17 protein-coding genes are annotated in these 16,348 nt (G+C 33.8%); 5 read left to right on the top strand and 12 right to left on the bottom strand.

The annotated features are described in order from the left end of the window. Positions 1-134: 134 nt before the first annotated feature. Positions 135-962: a LysR family transcriptional regulator gene (locus tag MHI00_RS06475; RefSeq protein WP_010054173.1), complete on the bottom strand. Its 828-nt coding sequence runs from the start codon at positions 960-962 to the stop codon at positions 135-137. Between the two features lie 156 nt (positions 963-1,118). On the opposite strand from MHI00_RS06475, the gene MHI00_RS06470 reads away from it, so the two are divergent. Together MHI00_RS06470 and MHI00_RS06465 are read left to right on the top strand one after the other, a co-directional pair. Continuing rightward, positions 1,119-2,111, top strand: a complete 993-nt coding sequence (locus MHI00_RS06470) for a YeiH family protein (RefSeq protein ID WP_010054172.1) — start codon at positions 1,119-1,121, stop codon at positions 2,109-2,111. 276 nt (positions 2,112-2,387) lie between these two features. Next, complete coding sequence (locus MHI00_RS06465; protein ID WP_010054171.1) at positions 2,388-3,233, top strand: YitT family protein; 846 nt, start codon at positions 2,388-2,390, stop codon at positions 3,231-3,233. Between the two features lie 43 nt (positions 3,234-3,276). On the opposite strand, the gene MHI00_RS06460 is transcribed toward MHI00_RS06465, so the two are convergent. The 6 genes from MHI00_RS06460 to MHI00_RS06435 all read right to left on the bottom strand — a co-directional run bounded on the left by MHI00_RS06460 (position 3,277) and on the right by MHI00_RS06435 (position 6,731). Further along, the gene (locus MHI00_RS06460) at positions 3,277-3,831 is read right to left on the bottom strand and encodes a GNAT family N-acetyltransferase (RefSeq protein ID WP_341112115.1); all 555 of its coding nucleotides are present in this window, start codon (positions 3,829-3,831) and stop codon (positions 3,277-3,279) included. Between the two features lie 35 nt (positions 3,832-3,866). Then, positions 3,867-4,211 carry a hypothetical protein gene (locus MHI00_RS06455; protein ID WP_056999545.1) on the bottom strand — a complete coding sequence of 115 codons (345 nt, stop codon included), beginning with the start codon at positions 4,209-4,211 and terminating at the stop codon, positions 3,867-3,869. 78 nt (positions 4,212-4,289) lie between these two features. After that, positions 4,290-5,015, bottom strand: a complete 726-nt coding sequence (locus tag MHI00_RS06450; RefSeq protein ID WP_341112112.1) for a YebC/PmpR family DNA-binding transcriptional regulator — start codon at positions 5,013-5,015, stop codon at positions 4,290-4,292. 99 nt (positions 5,016-5,114) lie between these two features. Then, the gene (locus tag MHI00_RS06445; RefSeq protein ID WP_057000776.1) at positions 5,115-5,639 is read right to left on the bottom strand and encodes a dihydrofolate reductase family protein; all 525 of its coding nucleotides are present in this window, start codon (positions 5,637-5,639) and stop codon (positions 5,115-5,117) included. A 49-nt stretch (positions 5,640-5,688) separates the two neighbouring features. Beyond that, positions 5,689-6,210, bottom strand: a complete 522-nt coding sequence (locus MHI00_RS06440; protein ID WP_010054164.1) for a VanZ family protein — start codon at positions 6,208-6,210, stop codon at positions 5,689-5,691. Between the two features lie 218 nt (positions 6,211-6,428). Then, the gene (locus MHI00_RS06435; protein ID WP_010054162.1) at positions 6,429-6,731 is read right to left on the bottom strand and encodes a DUF7649 domain-containing protein; all 303 of its coding nucleotides are present in this window, start codon (positions 6,729-6,731) and stop codon (positions 6,429-6,431) included. Positions 6,732-6,915: 184 nt separating this feature from the next. Between MHI00_RS06435 and MHI00_RS06430 the strand changes: the two genes are divergently transcribed. Then, positions 6,916-8,727 (top strand): M3 family oligoendopeptidase, encoded by a 1,812-nt coding sequence (locus MHI00_RS06430; protein ID WP_010054160.1) that lies wholly within the window; start codon positions 6,916-6,918, stop codon positions 8,725-8,727. A 158-nt stretch (positions 8,728-8,885) separates the two neighbouring features. Here the strand turns inward: MHI00_RS06430 and MHI00_RS06425 are convergent, their stop codons facing one another. Together MHI00_RS06425 and MHI00_RS06420 are read right to left on the bottom strand one after the other, a co-directional pair. Beyond that, positions 8,886-10,217 (bottom strand): C40 family peptidase, encoded by a 1,332-nt coding sequence (locus tag MHI00_RS06425; RefSeq protein WP_341112103.1) that lies wholly within the window; start codon positions 10,215-10,217, stop codon positions 8,886-8,888. 297 nt (positions 10,218-10,514) lie between these two features. Then, positions 10,515-11,063 carry a DNA-3-methyladenine glycosylase I gene (locus tag MHI00_RS06420; RefSeq protein WP_010054525.1) on the bottom strand — a complete coding sequence of 183 codons (549 nt, stop codon included), beginning with the start codon at positions 11,061-11,063 and terminating at the stop codon, positions 10,515-10,517. Between the two features lie 273 nt (positions 11,064-11,336). Between MHI00_RS06420 and trhO the strand changes: the two genes are divergently transcribed. Then, complete coding sequence (trhO, locus tag MHI00_RS06415; RefSeq protein WP_010054524.1) at positions 11,337-12,302, top strand: oxygen-dependent tRNA uridine(34) hydroxylase TrhO; 966 nt, start codon at positions 11,337-11,339, stop codon at positions 12,300-12,302. Positions 12,303-12,365: 63 nt separating this feature from the next. Here trhO and MHI00_RS06410 read toward each other — a convergent pair whose 3' ends face one another. From MHI00_RS06410 to MHI00_RS06400, 3 genes are all read right to left on the bottom strand, one after another. Then, on the bottom strand, positions 12,366-13,169 hold the full coding sequence (locus MHI00_RS06410) for an ABC transporter ATP-binding protein (protein WP_010054523.1): 804 nt from the start codon (positions 13,167-13,169) through the stop codon (positions 12,366-12,368). 1 nt (position 13,170) lies between these two features. Next, positions 13,171-14,082, bottom strand: coding sequence for an ABC transporter permease (locus MHI00_RS06405; RefSeq protein WP_010054520.1), 912 nt, complete (start codon positions 14,080-14,082; stop codon positions 13,171-13,173). 78 nt (positions 14,083-14,160) lie between these two features. Beyond that, positions 14,161-15,156 (bottom strand): ABC transporter substrate-binding protein, encoded by a 996-nt coding sequence (locus MHI00_RS06400; RefSeq protein ID WP_056999549.1) that lies wholly within the window; start codon positions 15,154-15,156, stop codon positions 14,161-14,163. A 778-nt stretch (positions 15,157-15,934) separates the two neighbouring features. Between MHI00_RS06400 and MHI00_RS06395 the strand changes: the two genes are divergently transcribed. Continuing rightward, positions 15,935-16,264: a hypothetical protein gene (locus tag MHI00_RS06395; protein ID WP_015076799.1), complete on the top strand. Its 330-nt coding sequence runs from the start codon at positions 15,935-15,937 to the stop codon at positions 16,262-16,264. Positions 16,265-16,348: the final 84 nt, after the last annotated feature.

The raw sequence follows: 16,348 nt of genomic DNA, 5'->3' as shown, positions 1-16,348 counted from the left end.
TCCACGTCCCTCTCAGCTATACTATATGTAAAAACCATTTATTATTTTTTATTTTCTGATCCCAAAAGGCAATCATTTAAATAAGACCAAATAAAAAAGCTAAGAACAATTAAATGCTCGTTAGCTTCTCTTCATCAGTCTATTTTTAATTCTTTTAACCTTGTAATGAACTGATTGCTTACTGCTCGTTGCCACTCAATTTCATCTTTCTTTCTAATTAAATAAAAGGAGCGTTGATAGTGGCTAGGCAGACTTTGATACGGTATATTTCCAACTGCTCGTTTAGAAATAATACTTTTACCAATGCCTTTTTCTAACAGTTTAACAATCATTTCGTTACTTTCAACTAGCATTTTTTTAGGTGTCAATAAATTAAACTCCATTAAATAGTCATGCGTATAATGTTGGGTTCCAGATCCGGATTCTCTCAATAACCAAAAGTCCTCTTCCGTTTTTCCAGCTAAAACTAACTCGTCTTGTAAAACTTGAATTCGTTCTAACTCACCAGAGTTCAAGGTTGTTTCAATTAAACCAAAATCCCATTTCATATTTCTTACATTCTTTAAAACTTCATCAGAATTACTCATATAAATTTCAAAATCAATCATTGGGAAATCCTGTTTTAATTCTTTTAAAATCAATGGCAATACATAAACAGCAATTGTATTTGATGCTCCAATTTTACATGTATGTCTAATTTGACCGTGTACTTGTTGAATTTTTTCGTGGGTTTCTTGCCAAAGGGTTAACATTGCTTTCCCCTGAATGTAAAGTATATCTGCACTTTGAGTAGGGATTACTTTTTTTCGCCCATCTCGAATAAATAATGTCGTAGATAATTCTTCTTCTAATTTTTGAATATGCATTGAAACAGTTGGCTGTGCAATAAATAGTTTCTCTGCGGCAAGTGTAAAATTCATTTCTTCATAAACTACTTTAAATGTCTCAATTAATCTAAGCATGTTCCAACCTCTTTCTATTATATTTACTAATCGAATTCATCAGTTTTTCGTATTTTAATAATGATAACATAGAGTGTATACTAAATATATAAATTAATTTTAAAAAGGAAAAAAATAATAAAATTAGTAGATTTCAAGAAAGAAGGAAAGCATCATATGAACAAAATAAAGCAATTTTTACCCGGTGTCATTATTTGTGTTGGAGTAGCAGTTTTAAGTAAAATTTTAGCTATTTTTCTCCCCACTTTAGGGGCAGCAACACTTTCAATTTTTTTAGGTATTTTTCTTGGAAATACATTTCTTAAACATGAAAGATATAGTCGTGGAACCAAGTTTTCAGAAAGTACATTATTGGAGTATTCTGTTGTCTTGTTAGGTGGAACGATTACTTTTCAAACAATTTCTGTTCTAGGCATTAGCGGATTTTTATTTATTATTTTACAAATGACTGGAACCATTTTATGTGCTATCTTTATTGGTCGAAAGTTGAAATTTTCTGAAAACATTACGCTGCTTATGGCAAGTGGAAATGCTGTTTGTGGATCATCAGCAGTCGCGGCTACAGCTCCTGTTTTAGATGCCGATGAAGAAGAGGTTGGACTAGTTATTACAATTGTTAATTTAACGGGAACTCTTTTGATGTTACTGCTACCTGTATTGAGTTATTTCCTTTACAATTATGAGCATCTGAAAACCTCTGCTCTGATTGGTGGGATATTACAATCTGTTGGTCAAGTTGTTGCAAGTGGGAGCATGGTAAATAGTCAGGTATTAACAACAGCTATGATTTTCAAAATCATGCGAATTCTCATGTTAGTTGTTATTGTCTATTTATTTGGTCGTTATAAAACAAACGAAACAGCTAACAAACAAGCAACAGGAAAAAAATCGGTTAAAATTCCATGGTATGTGATTGGTTTCTTCATCATTTGTTTGATTGGAAGTTTAGGTTTTATCCCAGAATTTTTGCAAAACGTTATGCATGACACTAGTGGTTGGTTTGAAATTATTGCATTAGCAGGTATTGGTTTACGTTTGAATTTAGCTGATCTAATTAAACAAGGTAGCCGCTTTGCTCTTTATGGATTGGGAATTGGAGTAAGCCAAATTTTAATTGCGGTAACCTTAATTTCTATTTTCTTTCATTAAAGAGCTTCGCATATAAATTCAGTTGCCTATCGACTCCTTTTATGATATATTTTTCTAGGTAGAAAAGAAATTTAGTTTGTCATAAGAGATTGTTTATCAATCGGATTACATTTTGTTTTCGTTCTTTTTTCATAAAAGACTCTGAATGCCCAGTAATGGAGCAAGCAGTGTCTTATTTTTTGCAATTTATTCCGTTGAAATTAATTGATTTGTAAACGAACAAAACTAAACCAAATTGAAAATAATCTATCTATAACCAAAAGGAGTGGTGCTAAGATGGACAAAAAGACGATTTTTAATTATTTGAAAATTGTTGTGGGGGCTTTTATTTTTTCACTTGCAGTCAATATGTTTGCAATCCCAAATGAGCTCGGAGAAGGCGGCGTTACCGGAATAACGATGATGCTGTATTATTTATTTACTTGGTCACCTGCTTTAACAAATCTAATGTTTAACAGTGTTTTATTGATTATAGGCTACAAATACCTTGATAAAGCTACGATATTTTTAACTATTTTCGCCGTTGCCTTAACTTCTATATTTTTACGTTTAACAACCGGCTGGGGATTTTCTGCTGATGAAACGATTGTTGCAGCTTTAGCAGCTGGAGCGATGATGGGTTGTGGAATGGGATTAATTATGCTTGGTGGTGGAACAACTGCTGGTAGTGCCATTTTAGCAAAATTGGCAAATAAATATTTAGGCTGGAATACAAGTTATGCTTTATTATTCTTCGATCTAATTGTTGTTATTCCTTCTGTTTTTATTATCGGATTAGAAAACATGCTCTTTACAGTTCTATCTTTATACGTTTCTACAAAAGTTCTTGATTTTCTTTTGGAAGGCTTTAATCCTAAGAAATCCGTTACTATTATTTCTGACCAATATGAGCTGATTGCCCGTGATATTGATAAAGAATTGGAACGTGGTATTACTATTTTTCATGGTCAAGGCTATTACTTAAAACAAGATCGTAAAATTTTGTACACAGTAGTCAATCGGCAACAGTTACTTCATTTGACTAAGATTGTAAATAAATATGATCCAAAAGCTTTCTTTATTATTAATGATGTTCAACGTGTAGTTGGAGAAGGTTTTACTAAACAAGTAACAAGTGAATAAAAAAAGCAAGTTGAGACCGATCTCAACTTGCTTTTTTATTTGATTACACTTCTACTTGCATATGATTGTATCTATGTCCACCAATCACTAATGATCCTACTGTTTTGAAATTGAAAGAAGCATAAAACTGAAGAAGCTGAGGGTTATTTTGAGCACAATTTAACCCAATCGTTCCTTTTTTTGAATTTAAAATAGCTTGTAATAATTCTTTCCCATAGCCTTTTCCACGCTGATTGGCTTTAATAATCATAATATCTAGATACCATTCTTCTTGAAATGTTTCTCGGTCTGAAAAAAAAACAAACTCTTCACTAAAACCATGACTCACTAGAATTGGAGTGAAGGGTTGATCTATAATAGGTCCCAATTCTCCAGGATAACCAAAAGCAACACCCACGGTCTCATCAAGATTATTCGTTAGAACAATTGCATTCTTATAACTGTATCGATAATCTTCAAGTTGGAAGCCAAGTTGTAATAGTTGAGTTAATTCCTCAGAACTCATTGTGGCTAAAATACTCAGCTCAGCTTCGACAATCATTTCTACTATTAAAGGTACAACCTCGTAAACGTCAGCTTTCCTTCCTACTCTAATCATGATTTGATATCCCCCTGTATCCCAATTCTCTTCTTTTATTTTTCCATAAAAGCAAGAACTGGTGCAAGATTATAGCTATGGAAATCCAACGAATTTAATTGAATATATTTTTCTACAGGAAAATTGCCGTGACTAAATTTTCTTTCAAGTCCTGGTAATAACACAATTAAATCGGTCTGTTCTTTTAATAATTCTTCCAAATCAGATTCTGTTTCATCTAACTTAAACGACCAATCAAGGTTTTTTTCTTGAATGACTGCCTTCATTTTTTCAACATATTTTTGTGGATTTCCTACATCAAACAATCCAACTGCTGAAGAACGAATAACACTTCTTCCCATCATTGGAGTTCCTGAATAAACTAATACACCTTTTTTCAATTTTAACCCCTCCAACTTTCCTGCAAGCCCCTTTCTTGTCTCCAAATAAGAAAAAGTCTAAATCAGTTTATTTTCTTTTTACATTTCAGCATTATGAAATATTTCTGATACGTCATCATCCTCTTCCAATTTATCAAGCATCGTTTGAAATAAGGCTCTTTTATCAGCTGGCAATTCATTTGTAGTTTGAGGCACCATTGTAATTTCAGCTTGAGCTAACTTATATCCACTGGCTTCTAAAGCATCTCGCACAGAAATAAAATCACTTGGTTCTGTATAAATTTCAAAGACTTCATCACTAGTCTCCATATCTTCGCCACCAGCTTCTAAAACACTCATTAACATTGTATCTTCATCAACTGCCAAATCACGACGCTCGATTGCCAGATAGCCTTTTCGATCAAACATATAACTAACTGAACCTGTTTCTCCCAGTGATCCCCCGTTTTTATTAAACGCTACTCGGACATTGGTTCCAGTCCGATTACGATTGTCTGTCAATGTGTGCACTAAAACTGCAATTCCATTAGGACCATAGCCTTCATAAGTGATTTCTTCATAATTTTCACCTTCACCACTTTGACTACCCTTCGCAATTGCCCGTTTCACATTATCATTTGGCATATTTGCAGACTTAGCTTTATCCATCATCATACGCAGCTGAGGATTGGTGCTCGGGTCAGGTCCACCACTCTTAACAGCCATATAGATTTCTCTTGATATTTTTTGAAAAATTTGACCTCTTTTGGCATCTTGTGCATTTTTTCGTCCTTGAATATTACTCCATTTCGAATGTCCTGACATCCAAATTCCCTCATTTCAGTGTGTATTTTTTAACGGTAACGCATTCATTTTACCAAACATCTACTACGAAAGGCAAATCCTCTTTAGTTTAGCCTCACGTTATAAGGATTTATAATGAATTTGAACAAGCTCTTTATACTGTCTAACTTGGTCTAATTTGTAGCGTTTTTCTAAATAATCACCAGCAAAAAGTGGAATGCCTTTACCTATTAAAACAGGAGCAATTGATAAAATAATTTCATCAATTAAATCTAGCGCTAAAAATTCAGTAATGATTTGGCTGCCTCCAATTAAAAAGATATCTTTTCCAGCTGTTTTTTTAATTGTGGAAATAAACGCTTTAATGTCTCCCTTAATAAAATGAACCCCATTTTCATCATTTACTGGTGGATGGTTTGTAAAGACATAATTTTCGTAACCTACATATGGAAAAGGCACATCAAAACCTAGCACTTCATCATATGTTGTTCTTCCCATTATCGTTGTATCAATTTGTCCCATAAACGCAAACAAACCATTATCCCCATCGTTTTCACTATTAATAAGCCAATCTAAATCACCATCAGGCTTAGCAATATACCCATCTAATGAGCTTGCAATATAAAGTATAATTTTTCGATTCATTTTAATTTCTCCTTTCAGCTACCTATATTTAGAAAGAAAACTAGACAATTTAGCGTCTAGTTTTTTTTCTTTTCTTCTTAGTAAATAATTGAATAAATAATAAAGCTACTAATATCCCTGTCAATGCGCCAACGCTATCTAAAATGACATCTTGAAAAAGCGGTGTTCGATCAGCTGTAAAACTTTGGTGAAATTCATCAAAAGCAGCATATCCAGCAGCTAAAAGCCAGGCAATTAAAGCGGCTAAACTACTACTACTTAATTTATTTTTCAATCCTAAAAACCAAAACAAACCTAGTAAGAAATAGGTACCAAAGTGGGCTCCTTTACGAATAAAAAATTCAATAAAAGACGAATAACCTTGGGCGGCAATGCTAACTTCACTTCCAGCATAATGAAAATTCACACCACTTAGTAACTCCTTAAAAGGTTGATTAACCAAAATTTGATCTAATAAAGGTGTAACTGATTGTTTCCCATAGGGTTGTGAAGAACTATAAAACAGCACTCCCATCATAAAAATAGCTAAAACAATAAATAAATTATCTTTGGTACTGGCTTTCATTTTCATTTTTTAAATCCTTTCTTGTATCAAAAGAGTCAGTCTATTAAAAAGCGCATTGAGTTCACTCAAGTTCATAAGTAATCAGAGCTAGCCCTACTATCGTACTATTTTTTCAAAAAAAATACAGCCTTTTAACTTAAATTTTATCATTTTATTAAAAAATAGCTACAGAAGGACAAAATAAAAAGACCCTATGAAGGTCTTTTTTACCTACCAAGCACTATTTAATTTCTTTTTTGGATATGGTAGCTTAATTCATCTAAGCCAAAGATAATCCACCAGATTAAAACAACAATTAGCATAGCTGCAAATACGCCAGATGTAAATAACCCAACTAATAGGCTACCAATACATAGGTAAAGTGCTTTTTTTCCTAAATCGTGATTATTATTTTTATTTGCAACGGCCATGATAATGAAACTCCCAATCAGTAATGTAACCAAAATTGGATTTCGAACCAAATCTTGAATAAATGATAATGCCAGAATACCTTCAATTGCTAAAAAAACTTTAAAATTACGACTCATTTTCTACTCCTCTTTTCTATAAAAGCTATTTGATAACTTTATTATAGCGAAATAAAAGTCGCTAACCTACAGCCAAAAGAACCAATCTCACTTCAGACTTTAGGCTGACGATTTGGCTAGCTAGTTGCTATTTAACGCAATTGCGTTATAATTAATTTAGTTTAAATTGGAAAGGGAGTTAGCTATGAAGTACACAATGAATTGGGATTTAGAGTCTATTTTCCCAGGCGGAAGCGCCTCACCTGCTCTAAAAGAAAAAATCAACCTAATGACTGAACAAATAATTGATTATACTGCTGAGGTCACATCATGGAATCCGCAGCTAGATCAACCAACGTACACACATCTTAAAACTATTTTAGAAAAGGAAGAAAAAATCAAATACGGGTTAACCCAATCTTTTAGTTTTATTAATGCTGTGCAATCTGCTAACGTTAAAGATACTCAATCTGGCGCAATCTTTGGACAGTTATTTGAATTGAATAGTCAATTTGCTACTTCAGAAACTATTTTCATAAAAAAAATGGTTGAAATTCCTGACGAAGAATGGCAAAAATTAATTGCATTACCTGATTTTAGTCCAATTAAATTTAATCTAAGTGAAAATAGACAACACGGGAAAGAGTTACTCAGTGAAGCAGAAGAAGCCTTAATTAATGCTTTAAGTATTGATGGATTTGAGGCTTGGAGTAAACATTATGATACGCTAGTTGGAACTATTGAGATTCCTTTTGAGGAAAAAGATGGGACGACTACTTTATTGTCAGCAGGTCAAGCATTTAATAAAATGACTGGGGATCCTGACCCACTTGTTCGCGATCAATTATTTAGCCAATGGGAAGCAACATGGAGCAAATTAGCGCCTGTTTTTGCAGACACATTAAATCATTTAGCTGGTTTTCGTTTAGCAACCTATAAAGCTCATGGTGTTACAGACTTTTTGAAACGTCCTCTTGAGTATAACCGAATGAAACCTGAAACTTTAGATGCAATGTGGCAAGCTGTCTCTTCACATAAAACAGCTTTTGTGGACTATTTAAATCGTAAAGCTAAATTATTTGGCAAAGAGAAATTAGATTGGCAAGATTTAGATGCTCCTATTATTATTCCAGGATCTAAAGCACAGGTTTATCCATATGATGAAGGTGCTGAATTTATCATTGATAATTTTAAAAAATTTAGTCCAAAAATGGCTGATTTTGCGCAAATGGCTTTTGACAATCGCTGGATTGAAGCTGAAGATCGTCCTGGAAAACGTCCTGGTGGCTATTGTACCTCTTTACCAGAATCAGGTGAGTCGCGTATCTTCATGACGTACTCAGAATCTCCTAGTGAGGTTTCAACATTGGCTCATGAATTGGGTCATGCCTTTCATAGTTACGTTATGAAAGATTTACCTGGCGTTTCACAAGAATATGCTATGAACGTCGCTGAAACGGCGAGCACTTTTGCGGAAATGATTGTAGCCGATGCAACGGTTAAAGAAGCTAAAGATGATGCTGAAAAAATTGCTCTTTTAGATACAAAAATGTCTAGCGCTTTAGCAATGTTTTTAAATATTCATGCCCGTTTCTTATTTGAAACAAACTTCTATACTGAACGTCAAGAAGGGATTGTTTCCTTTGAACGTCTTTCTGAATTAATGGAATCTGCTCAAAAAGAAGCTTATCAAGATTCATTAGGATCTTACCATCCACATTTCTGGGCTAGCAAATTACATTTCTTTATTTCAGATGTTCCTTTTTATAATTTCCCATACACATTTGGTTATTTATTCAGTTTAGGTATCTATGCTCGCTCAATTGAGGAAGGTGCTGGATTTGAAGATAAGTATATCGCCCTATTACGAGATACGGCTTCAATGACGACTGAAGAATTAGCAATGAAACATTTAGGGGTTGATTTAACTAAACCAGATTTCTGGGTTGCAGGTATTAAGATTATGGAACAAGATGTTCAAACCTTTATGGATTTAACGGATTCTTATAGTAAATAAAAATAAACTCTTAACCTCTAATAGCAATCTTGAGGTTAAGAGTTTATTCTTTAGCGAAATGGTTCAAAATGATTTTTAATATGCCTTTATCACCATAAAAAAAAACTTGAGAAATTTTCTCAAGTTCTTTTTTAATTTAATTATTTATAAAATTCGATTTAGTAGCGACCATATCCTACAATATATGCTCCCCAATATCCGCTATATGAAGCATAAGCAACTCCTGGTGTACTTTGTGATCCGATAAAGGTACTAGAATTTACATAGATTCCAACATGATCAATCACACCACCTGAACCAGGTTGTGAGAAGAATACTAAATCTCCAGCACGTGGGTTACTCACTTTTTGTGAAGCTGAGTATTGTGCAGATGCCACTCGTGGAATGCTTACTCCTGCTTTAGCAAATACATACTGTGTAAATCCAGAACAGTCAAAACCACTAGTCGTTGTTCCACCCCATTGATAAGGGATTCCAATTAGAGATTCAGCAATTGGCTGCAAGTTGCTCCAAGAAGTACCACCACCTGTTGCTGGTGGGTCTGGGATTGGCGTTGGATCTGGTTTATTAGCTGGAGGTGTTACATTACCTCCATTACCACCGTTTCCAGCATTATTACCATTGCCTGGATTAGGAGCCGGCGTTGGATTTACTGGTGCAGGTGTTGAGCTATCTACTGATGAGCTTGAGTCAGCTGCCGAATCTTGATTAGAAGCTGTGTTCGTTGCTATAGTTGCTGTTTCTTTAGTTGCAGCTGCAACTTGAACAGCCTTAGCAGATTCTTCTTTAGCTGTTGCTAATAAAGCTGCTTGTTTTTCAGCTTCTGCTTTTTGAGCTAGGAATCCAGCTTTTTCGCCTTCAGCAGTAGCTGTTTCTGAAGCTAATTGTGCAACAACGGCTTCTTTTTCAAATTTTTGGCTTGCTAATTTAGCTTGAGTAGCTTCTAATTGACCAGCCAATGTATTTTGTTGATTCACTTTTTTCTCAGTTTCAGTTTTTTTCGTTTTCACAGATTCTTGATCACGAACTTGTTCTTTAACTAAATCACGGTTAGCTGTTACTAATTTACTAACAACATCAATTCTTCCAATAATATCCGTAACAGATTCCGCATTAATAACAAACTCAACATAGTTTGCACTGTCTCCGTTTACTTGTACAGAACGCGCTTGATTTTGTAATTGCTCATTACGTTGTTCTATTTTAGTTTGTAATACACCAATTTCTTGATCTAACTGTTGCATTTCATTATTAGCCGCTTTAATTTCAGCTAATAACTCTTTAGCACTCGTTTCATTTGTCGCAATAGAAGTTTCAATAGCTTCCAAGTCAGCTTGCGTAGATGATGAGTTCGCTTTTAAAGTATTAATTTTATTGTCTTGTTGTTCAATTTTTGAATCCACTGTATCAGCAGTTGCAATAGCTGGTAATAATACTGAACTAAATGTCATACTGCCTATAATGGCTATGGTTGCTAGTCTTTTATTCATTTTATTCATTCCTCCAAAGTAGTGTAGGCATTTTTTTAGTTTTTAAATTTTTCTTAACGTTCGTTCATTATAACATACCTCACATTTAAATAGCATATCGTTTAGGTTACAATCAAATTTCATTTATATCGTTATATTTCATTGCTTGAACAATTTTTTACAAATAAAAAAAAGACTCTCTAGATATGGTCGGAACTAGAGAGTCTCGAATATAAGCTAAGATTCTGTCTTTGACTTATATTTATACTTTATATTATAAAACTTTTTGTCCAAAAAGGAAAAAAATCTGCTTATTAATTAGTTTCTAAAATCACAGTCCATTAGATGATCATTTGTTAAACCCGCAGCTTGCATGAAGGCATAACAAGTAACCGGACCCACAAATGAAAAACCACGTTTTTTTAAATCTTTGGCTAGCTTCTCAGATAATTCCGTTTTTGCTGGAACTTGGCTAATTTCTTTAAATTCATTCAAAATTGGTTTACCATCTACAAAAGACCATAAATAATCATCAAAACTTCCCCATTCTTTTTGAACGTTTAAAAATGCTTTAGCATTATTTATAATCGATTTTATTTTCAATTTATTTCGAATCAGTCCTTTATTTTCTAAAAGCTCTGTATATTTATTTTCATCGTAAGTTGCAATCAAATGATAATCAAAACCGTCTAGCGCTTGACGAAAATTTTCTCTTTTTACTAGGACAGTTGACCAACTTAAACCTGCTTGCATCGTTTCTAAAATCAACAACTCAAAAATAGCATCGTCACCATGCAACGGTTTCCCCCATTCTTCGTCGTGATACGCCTTATCTAATTCTGATTTTGCCCAATCACATCGTCTCATTTCTTCACTCCTTCTTGTTTCTCTAAGTATAACAATCTTTAGTGTGAAAATACATGTAAACTATTTTATTTTCCAAAAGAATTCGCAAAGATGAATCAAAAAAAATACAAACCGTTATAATTTGTTCAAAGCTTGTTATCAAAAGCTTTTTGTGATTATTAACACAATCAAAATGTATTGTACTTCTTCTTTTAAACATGTTAAAATCTATTATTAGTGATTCTAGCTATTTTTTTCACTGCAAGGAACATTTAACTAGGAGGAATTGAGAATATGTCAAAAGATATTCGTGTTTTACTGTATTACCAATATGTACCCATTGAAGATGCGGAACAATTTGCGAAAGATCATTTAGCTTTTTGCCAAGAAATCGGTTTAAAAGGTCGGATTTTAATCGCTGATGAAGGGATTAACGGCACTGTTTCTGGTGATTTCGAAACGACTCAACGCTATATGGATGAAATGCATGCTGATCCTTATTTCGCTGAGACTGTATTTAAAATTGATGATGAAAATCAAGATGCCTTTAAAAAAATGCATGTTCGTTACCGTCCAGAATTGGTTTCACTAAATCTTGAAGATGATGTAAACCCATTAGAATTAACAGGTGCGTACTTAAGTCCAAAAGAATTCCGTGAAGCTATTTTAGATGATGATGTCGTTGTTATTGATGCCCGTAATGATTATGAATATGATTTAGGTCATTTCAGAGGTTCAGTTAGACCCGATATCCGTAGCTTTAGAGAGCTACCTCAATGGATTCGTGATAATAAGGAACAATTTATGGAAAAACGTGTTGTTACTTATTGTACTGGCGGTATTCGTTGTGAGAAGTTTTCAGGTTGGCTTGTCCGCGAGGGTTTTAAAGATGTTGGTCAACTACATGGTGGGATTGCAACTTACGGAAAAGACCCGGAAGTTCAAGGCGATTTATGGGACGGCCAAATGTATGTATTTGATAGTCGTATTAGTGTTCCGATCAATCATAAGGAACATGTCATTGTTGGTCGTGATTGGTTTGATGGAACTCCATGTGAACGTTATATGAACTGTGCTGATCCAAAATGTAATCGTCAAATTTTAGTTTCTGAAGAAAATGAAGCTAAATATTTACGTGGCTGTAGCCACGAGTGTCGTGTCTCTCCAGAAAACCGCTATGTGAAGGAACAAAATCTTAGTTTAGATGAAGTTGCTGAACGTTTAGCCGTAATCAATGAGAAATTACCTACTTTAAACTAAATCTATTAATAAAAGCCATTACAGCAAGTTTTATCTTGTTGTAATGGCTTTTTCAGTCTTAATTTAGGCTAAAATTAAAGCATCATCTGTTAACGTTTGTCCACTATTTTTTTGGAATAGAGCTAATAAATCAGCAACCGTCAAATTATTCTTTTCTGGCCCTTTAATATCGACAACAATCTTGCCATTATATAACATAATTAGACGATTTCCATAACGAATGGCATCTTCCATATTATGAGTAATCATTAAAGTTGTTAGATTTTTTTCATTGACTATTTTTTCTGTTAAGTTTAAAACAGATTGGCTTGTCTTAGGATCTAAAGCCGCGGTATGCTCATCTAATAATAATAATTTTGGTGTCACTAAAGTTGCCATTAATAAGGTTAAAGCTTGTCTTTGACCACCAGATAGTAAGCCAACTTCCATTTTTAATCGATTTTCTAAACCTAAATCCAGTTCTTTTAGCTGTTCTTTAAACTCAGCTCGTTGTTTGTCCTTGACACCTCTTGATAGGCCACGTTTTTTCCCACGATTATAAGCAATCGCTAAATTTGCTTCGATTGATAAACGAGTTGCCGTACCCATCCTTGGATCTTGGAACACACGTCCAATATATTTTGCTCGTTTTGCTGTTTTTTGTTGGGTTACATTTATGTTGTCTAAGAGTATTTCACCTTGATCCACACCAAAACTACCAGCAACACTATTTAAGAGTGTTGATTTTCCAGCTCCGTTTCCACCGATAATTGTGACGAAATCGCCCTCTTCTAATGTTAAATCGATTCCTTTTAGCACATGATTCTCATTGACAGTCCCGACTTCGAAACTTTTATGGATTCCTTTTAATTCTAAGATTTTAACCATCTTATTGAACCCCTTTCTTAACTGATGCAGTTTTTGATTTTAATTTTAGCAATCCGCGTAATTTGCTTCTTAGTAATGGAGAAGCTAAACAAATAGTTAAAATAATAGCTGAGAATAATTTCAGATCTGTTGGCGCTACGCCTAATTCTAAAACACCCGCAATAATTAAACGGTAAATAATAGATCCGATGATAATCACAAACAAACGTTTAACAAAGCTAACATTATTGAAAATAACTTCACTGATAATAATTGAAGCCAGACCGATAACGATTGTTCCAACCCCCATACTAATATCTGCATAACCATTATTTTGGGCCATCAAAGCTCCAGACAAAGCGATTAAACCATTAGAGATCATATAACCCATAATTTTCATTGTATCGGTATTAATTCCGTTTGCTTCACTCATTTCATTGTTATCACCAGTTGCATGAATCGCTAACCCAATTTCAGTGCTGAAGAATAGGTATAAAAATATAATTACAATAGCTACAAATATTCCTCCAACAGCTAAAACTGCCATTTGACTATCCATTCCCATTGTCGTTAACATACGCATCACTGTTTCTTTACCTAATAGGGAAACATTTGCTTGCCCCATGATTCTCAAATTAATCGAATATAAAGCTGTCATGGTTAGTATACCTGTTAAAAGTGCTGGTATTTTTAATTTCGTGTGGAGTAAGCCTGAAACCAAACCAGCTACCATTCCTCCAACTAAGCCTAATAATGTTGCTAATACAGGTGACATCCCTGCTACAATCTGACTCGCACAAATAGCAGCACCTAAAGGAAAACTTGCCTCTGCTGTTAAATCAGCAATATCTAAAATCCGATAGGTTAAGTACACTCCAATTGCCATAATCGACCATAATAATCCTTGTGACACGCTTGATAATAGAATATCCATAAATCAATCTTCCCTTCATTCTTCCACCTGAATTTATATCTAAGGTAGGGAATCCCTACCTTAGTCTTTGAAAATAATTTATTTTTCGACTTTAATACTAGCTGGATCAATGTCTAACGCTTTTGCCATATCTTCATTAACAACTAATTTTAAATTCTTTGATGTTTCAATAGCTAAATCCCCTGGCTTAGCCTCACCTTTTAGAATTTTAACGGCTAGTTTACCTGTTTGACGTCCTAGTTCATTGTAATCAATTCCGTATGTTGCTAATCCTCCAACTTCAACTTGCTCTGTTGAACCAGCTACTACAGGAATTTTATTACTTTTAGCAATTTCTCCAACTGTTTCCATTGTATTAGCTAATGTATTATCTGTTGGAATATAAATTCCATCGACATCTTTAACTAAAGAAGTCATTACTTGTTGGACATCATTAGTTGAAGTCACAGTTGCAACTTTAACCTCAACACCAGCTTTTTCTAATGCTTTTTTAGCCAAATCAGCTTGAATTACTGAATTTTCTTCACTTGAATTATAAATCATGCCAATCTTTTTAGCTTTTGGCACAATTGATAAAAGTAAATTTGTTTGATCATCAATTGGAACCATATCGCTTGTTCCCGTGATGTTTCCGCCTGGTTTTTCATTACTCTTAACGATATCTGCGGCTACAGCATCTGTTACTGCTGTAAACAAGACAGGAATTTTGTCTGTTTCATTTGCAACTGAAATAGTCGCTGGTGTTGCAATGGTTAAAATCAAATCATTTTTCTCTTTAACTAAACGTTCGCTCATACTTTTTAGATTTGCTTGATCTCCTTGCGAGTTTAACGAATCAACTTTCAAATTTTTGCCTTCCTCATAACCAGCATCTTTTAACTCTGCTAAAAATCCTTCACGGGCAGCATCTAAAGAATTATGCTCCATATATTGTAAAATCCCAACACTTACAGCATCTTTATCTGTTGCTGTTCCTGAATCCTTTTCTTTATTGCCACACCCAACTAATAATCCTAATGCCAACGCACCCGTCAATCCAGCTACCAAATATTTTTTCGTCGTTAATTTTTTCATGTTCATTTCCTCCGTTTTATCTTTTTTATTTTAGTTGATTAAGCTTTTTCTTTTCGTCTTTCCTCCCCAATTCTATTTTGCTCTACTTGCGTCTTTTTAGAAAACAAATAAAGACATCCACTAAGAATTTGATAAAATCCAAGTGAATGTCTTCAGACTGACAAAAATTCTGTCAGTTAAATTTAGTAAGCCACTTAGATTTTATCAATCAATCTATGTGGCGAATTTTGCTCGTTAAAATCCTTCAGCCCCATAGACACAAACATTTCGGTTTGCATCCATGATTTTTCATGTACACAAACACTATCTAAAGTAGCTAAAGAAAAAAGTATTCAGTTGTGTTGGTTTTCGTAAGTTGCTGTTTAACATAGCAATCCCTCACAATCTAAATTTGTTGTGGTTTTAGTATAGTAAAAATTGGGTAAGAAGTCAACATTTTTTTATCATAGCATTTTAACCTTCTTTTAATAGAAAAATTTGCTATAATTATACTCTAGATTTAGTTCAAAAATTTTACTAGGCTAGTTCTTTTGAACCAACTCTTCGAGAAAAAGATGGAATTTTGAGGTGACAAAAAACGCCACATCAAATTCCCCTATTTTCTTGTCTGAGCTGAACGGCTCAACAAACTTTTTATTCTAGGCTAGTTCTTTTGTGCCAACTCTTCGAAAAGAAGAGAAAATCCCCTCAAAGTAAAAAGATACTTTGTGTGTATTTTCCTATCTTTTTGCCAGAGCTGAACGGCTCAACAAACTTTTTATTCTAAGGAGCATAAACTATGGAGCAATTATTAATCAAACAAATTTTATCTTTATCAAAAAAATATGGCAATCAAAAAATTTATCTAGCCCCCAATTACTACCGTATTAAACGCGAGGAAGATATCTACCGCATTAGTCAATTAATGGCAGATTCGTGTGGGAGTTATCTTCATAATCCAAGAATAACAGTAAGGATTGATACAGAAAAGGAAAAACTAACCTTATTAAACTATTACAATGATTATAAAACGCCCGTCCAACTAATCTATTACACTCCTTTAGAAAATGATTTTTTTATAGACGAGCTAAGAAAAATTTTAAAAGAAATGACCTCAATTGACTACTAATGAAACAAATAGTTAAATTTCACAGAAAAATGTCACACTTTTTCGTAAGATTTTTGATTAATGATGTTATTTCCTAGCGCTTTT

The sequence above is a fragment of the Carnobacterium sp. FSL E2-0243 genome (assembly GCF_038003605.1).
Taxonomy (GTDB): Bacteria; Bacillota; Bacilli; order Lactobacillales; family Carnobacteriaceae; genus Carnobacterium; species Carnobacterium maltaromaticum.
Note: the sequence above shows the minus strand (reverse complement) of the source record. Positions and strands in the feature narration are given on the sequence as shown.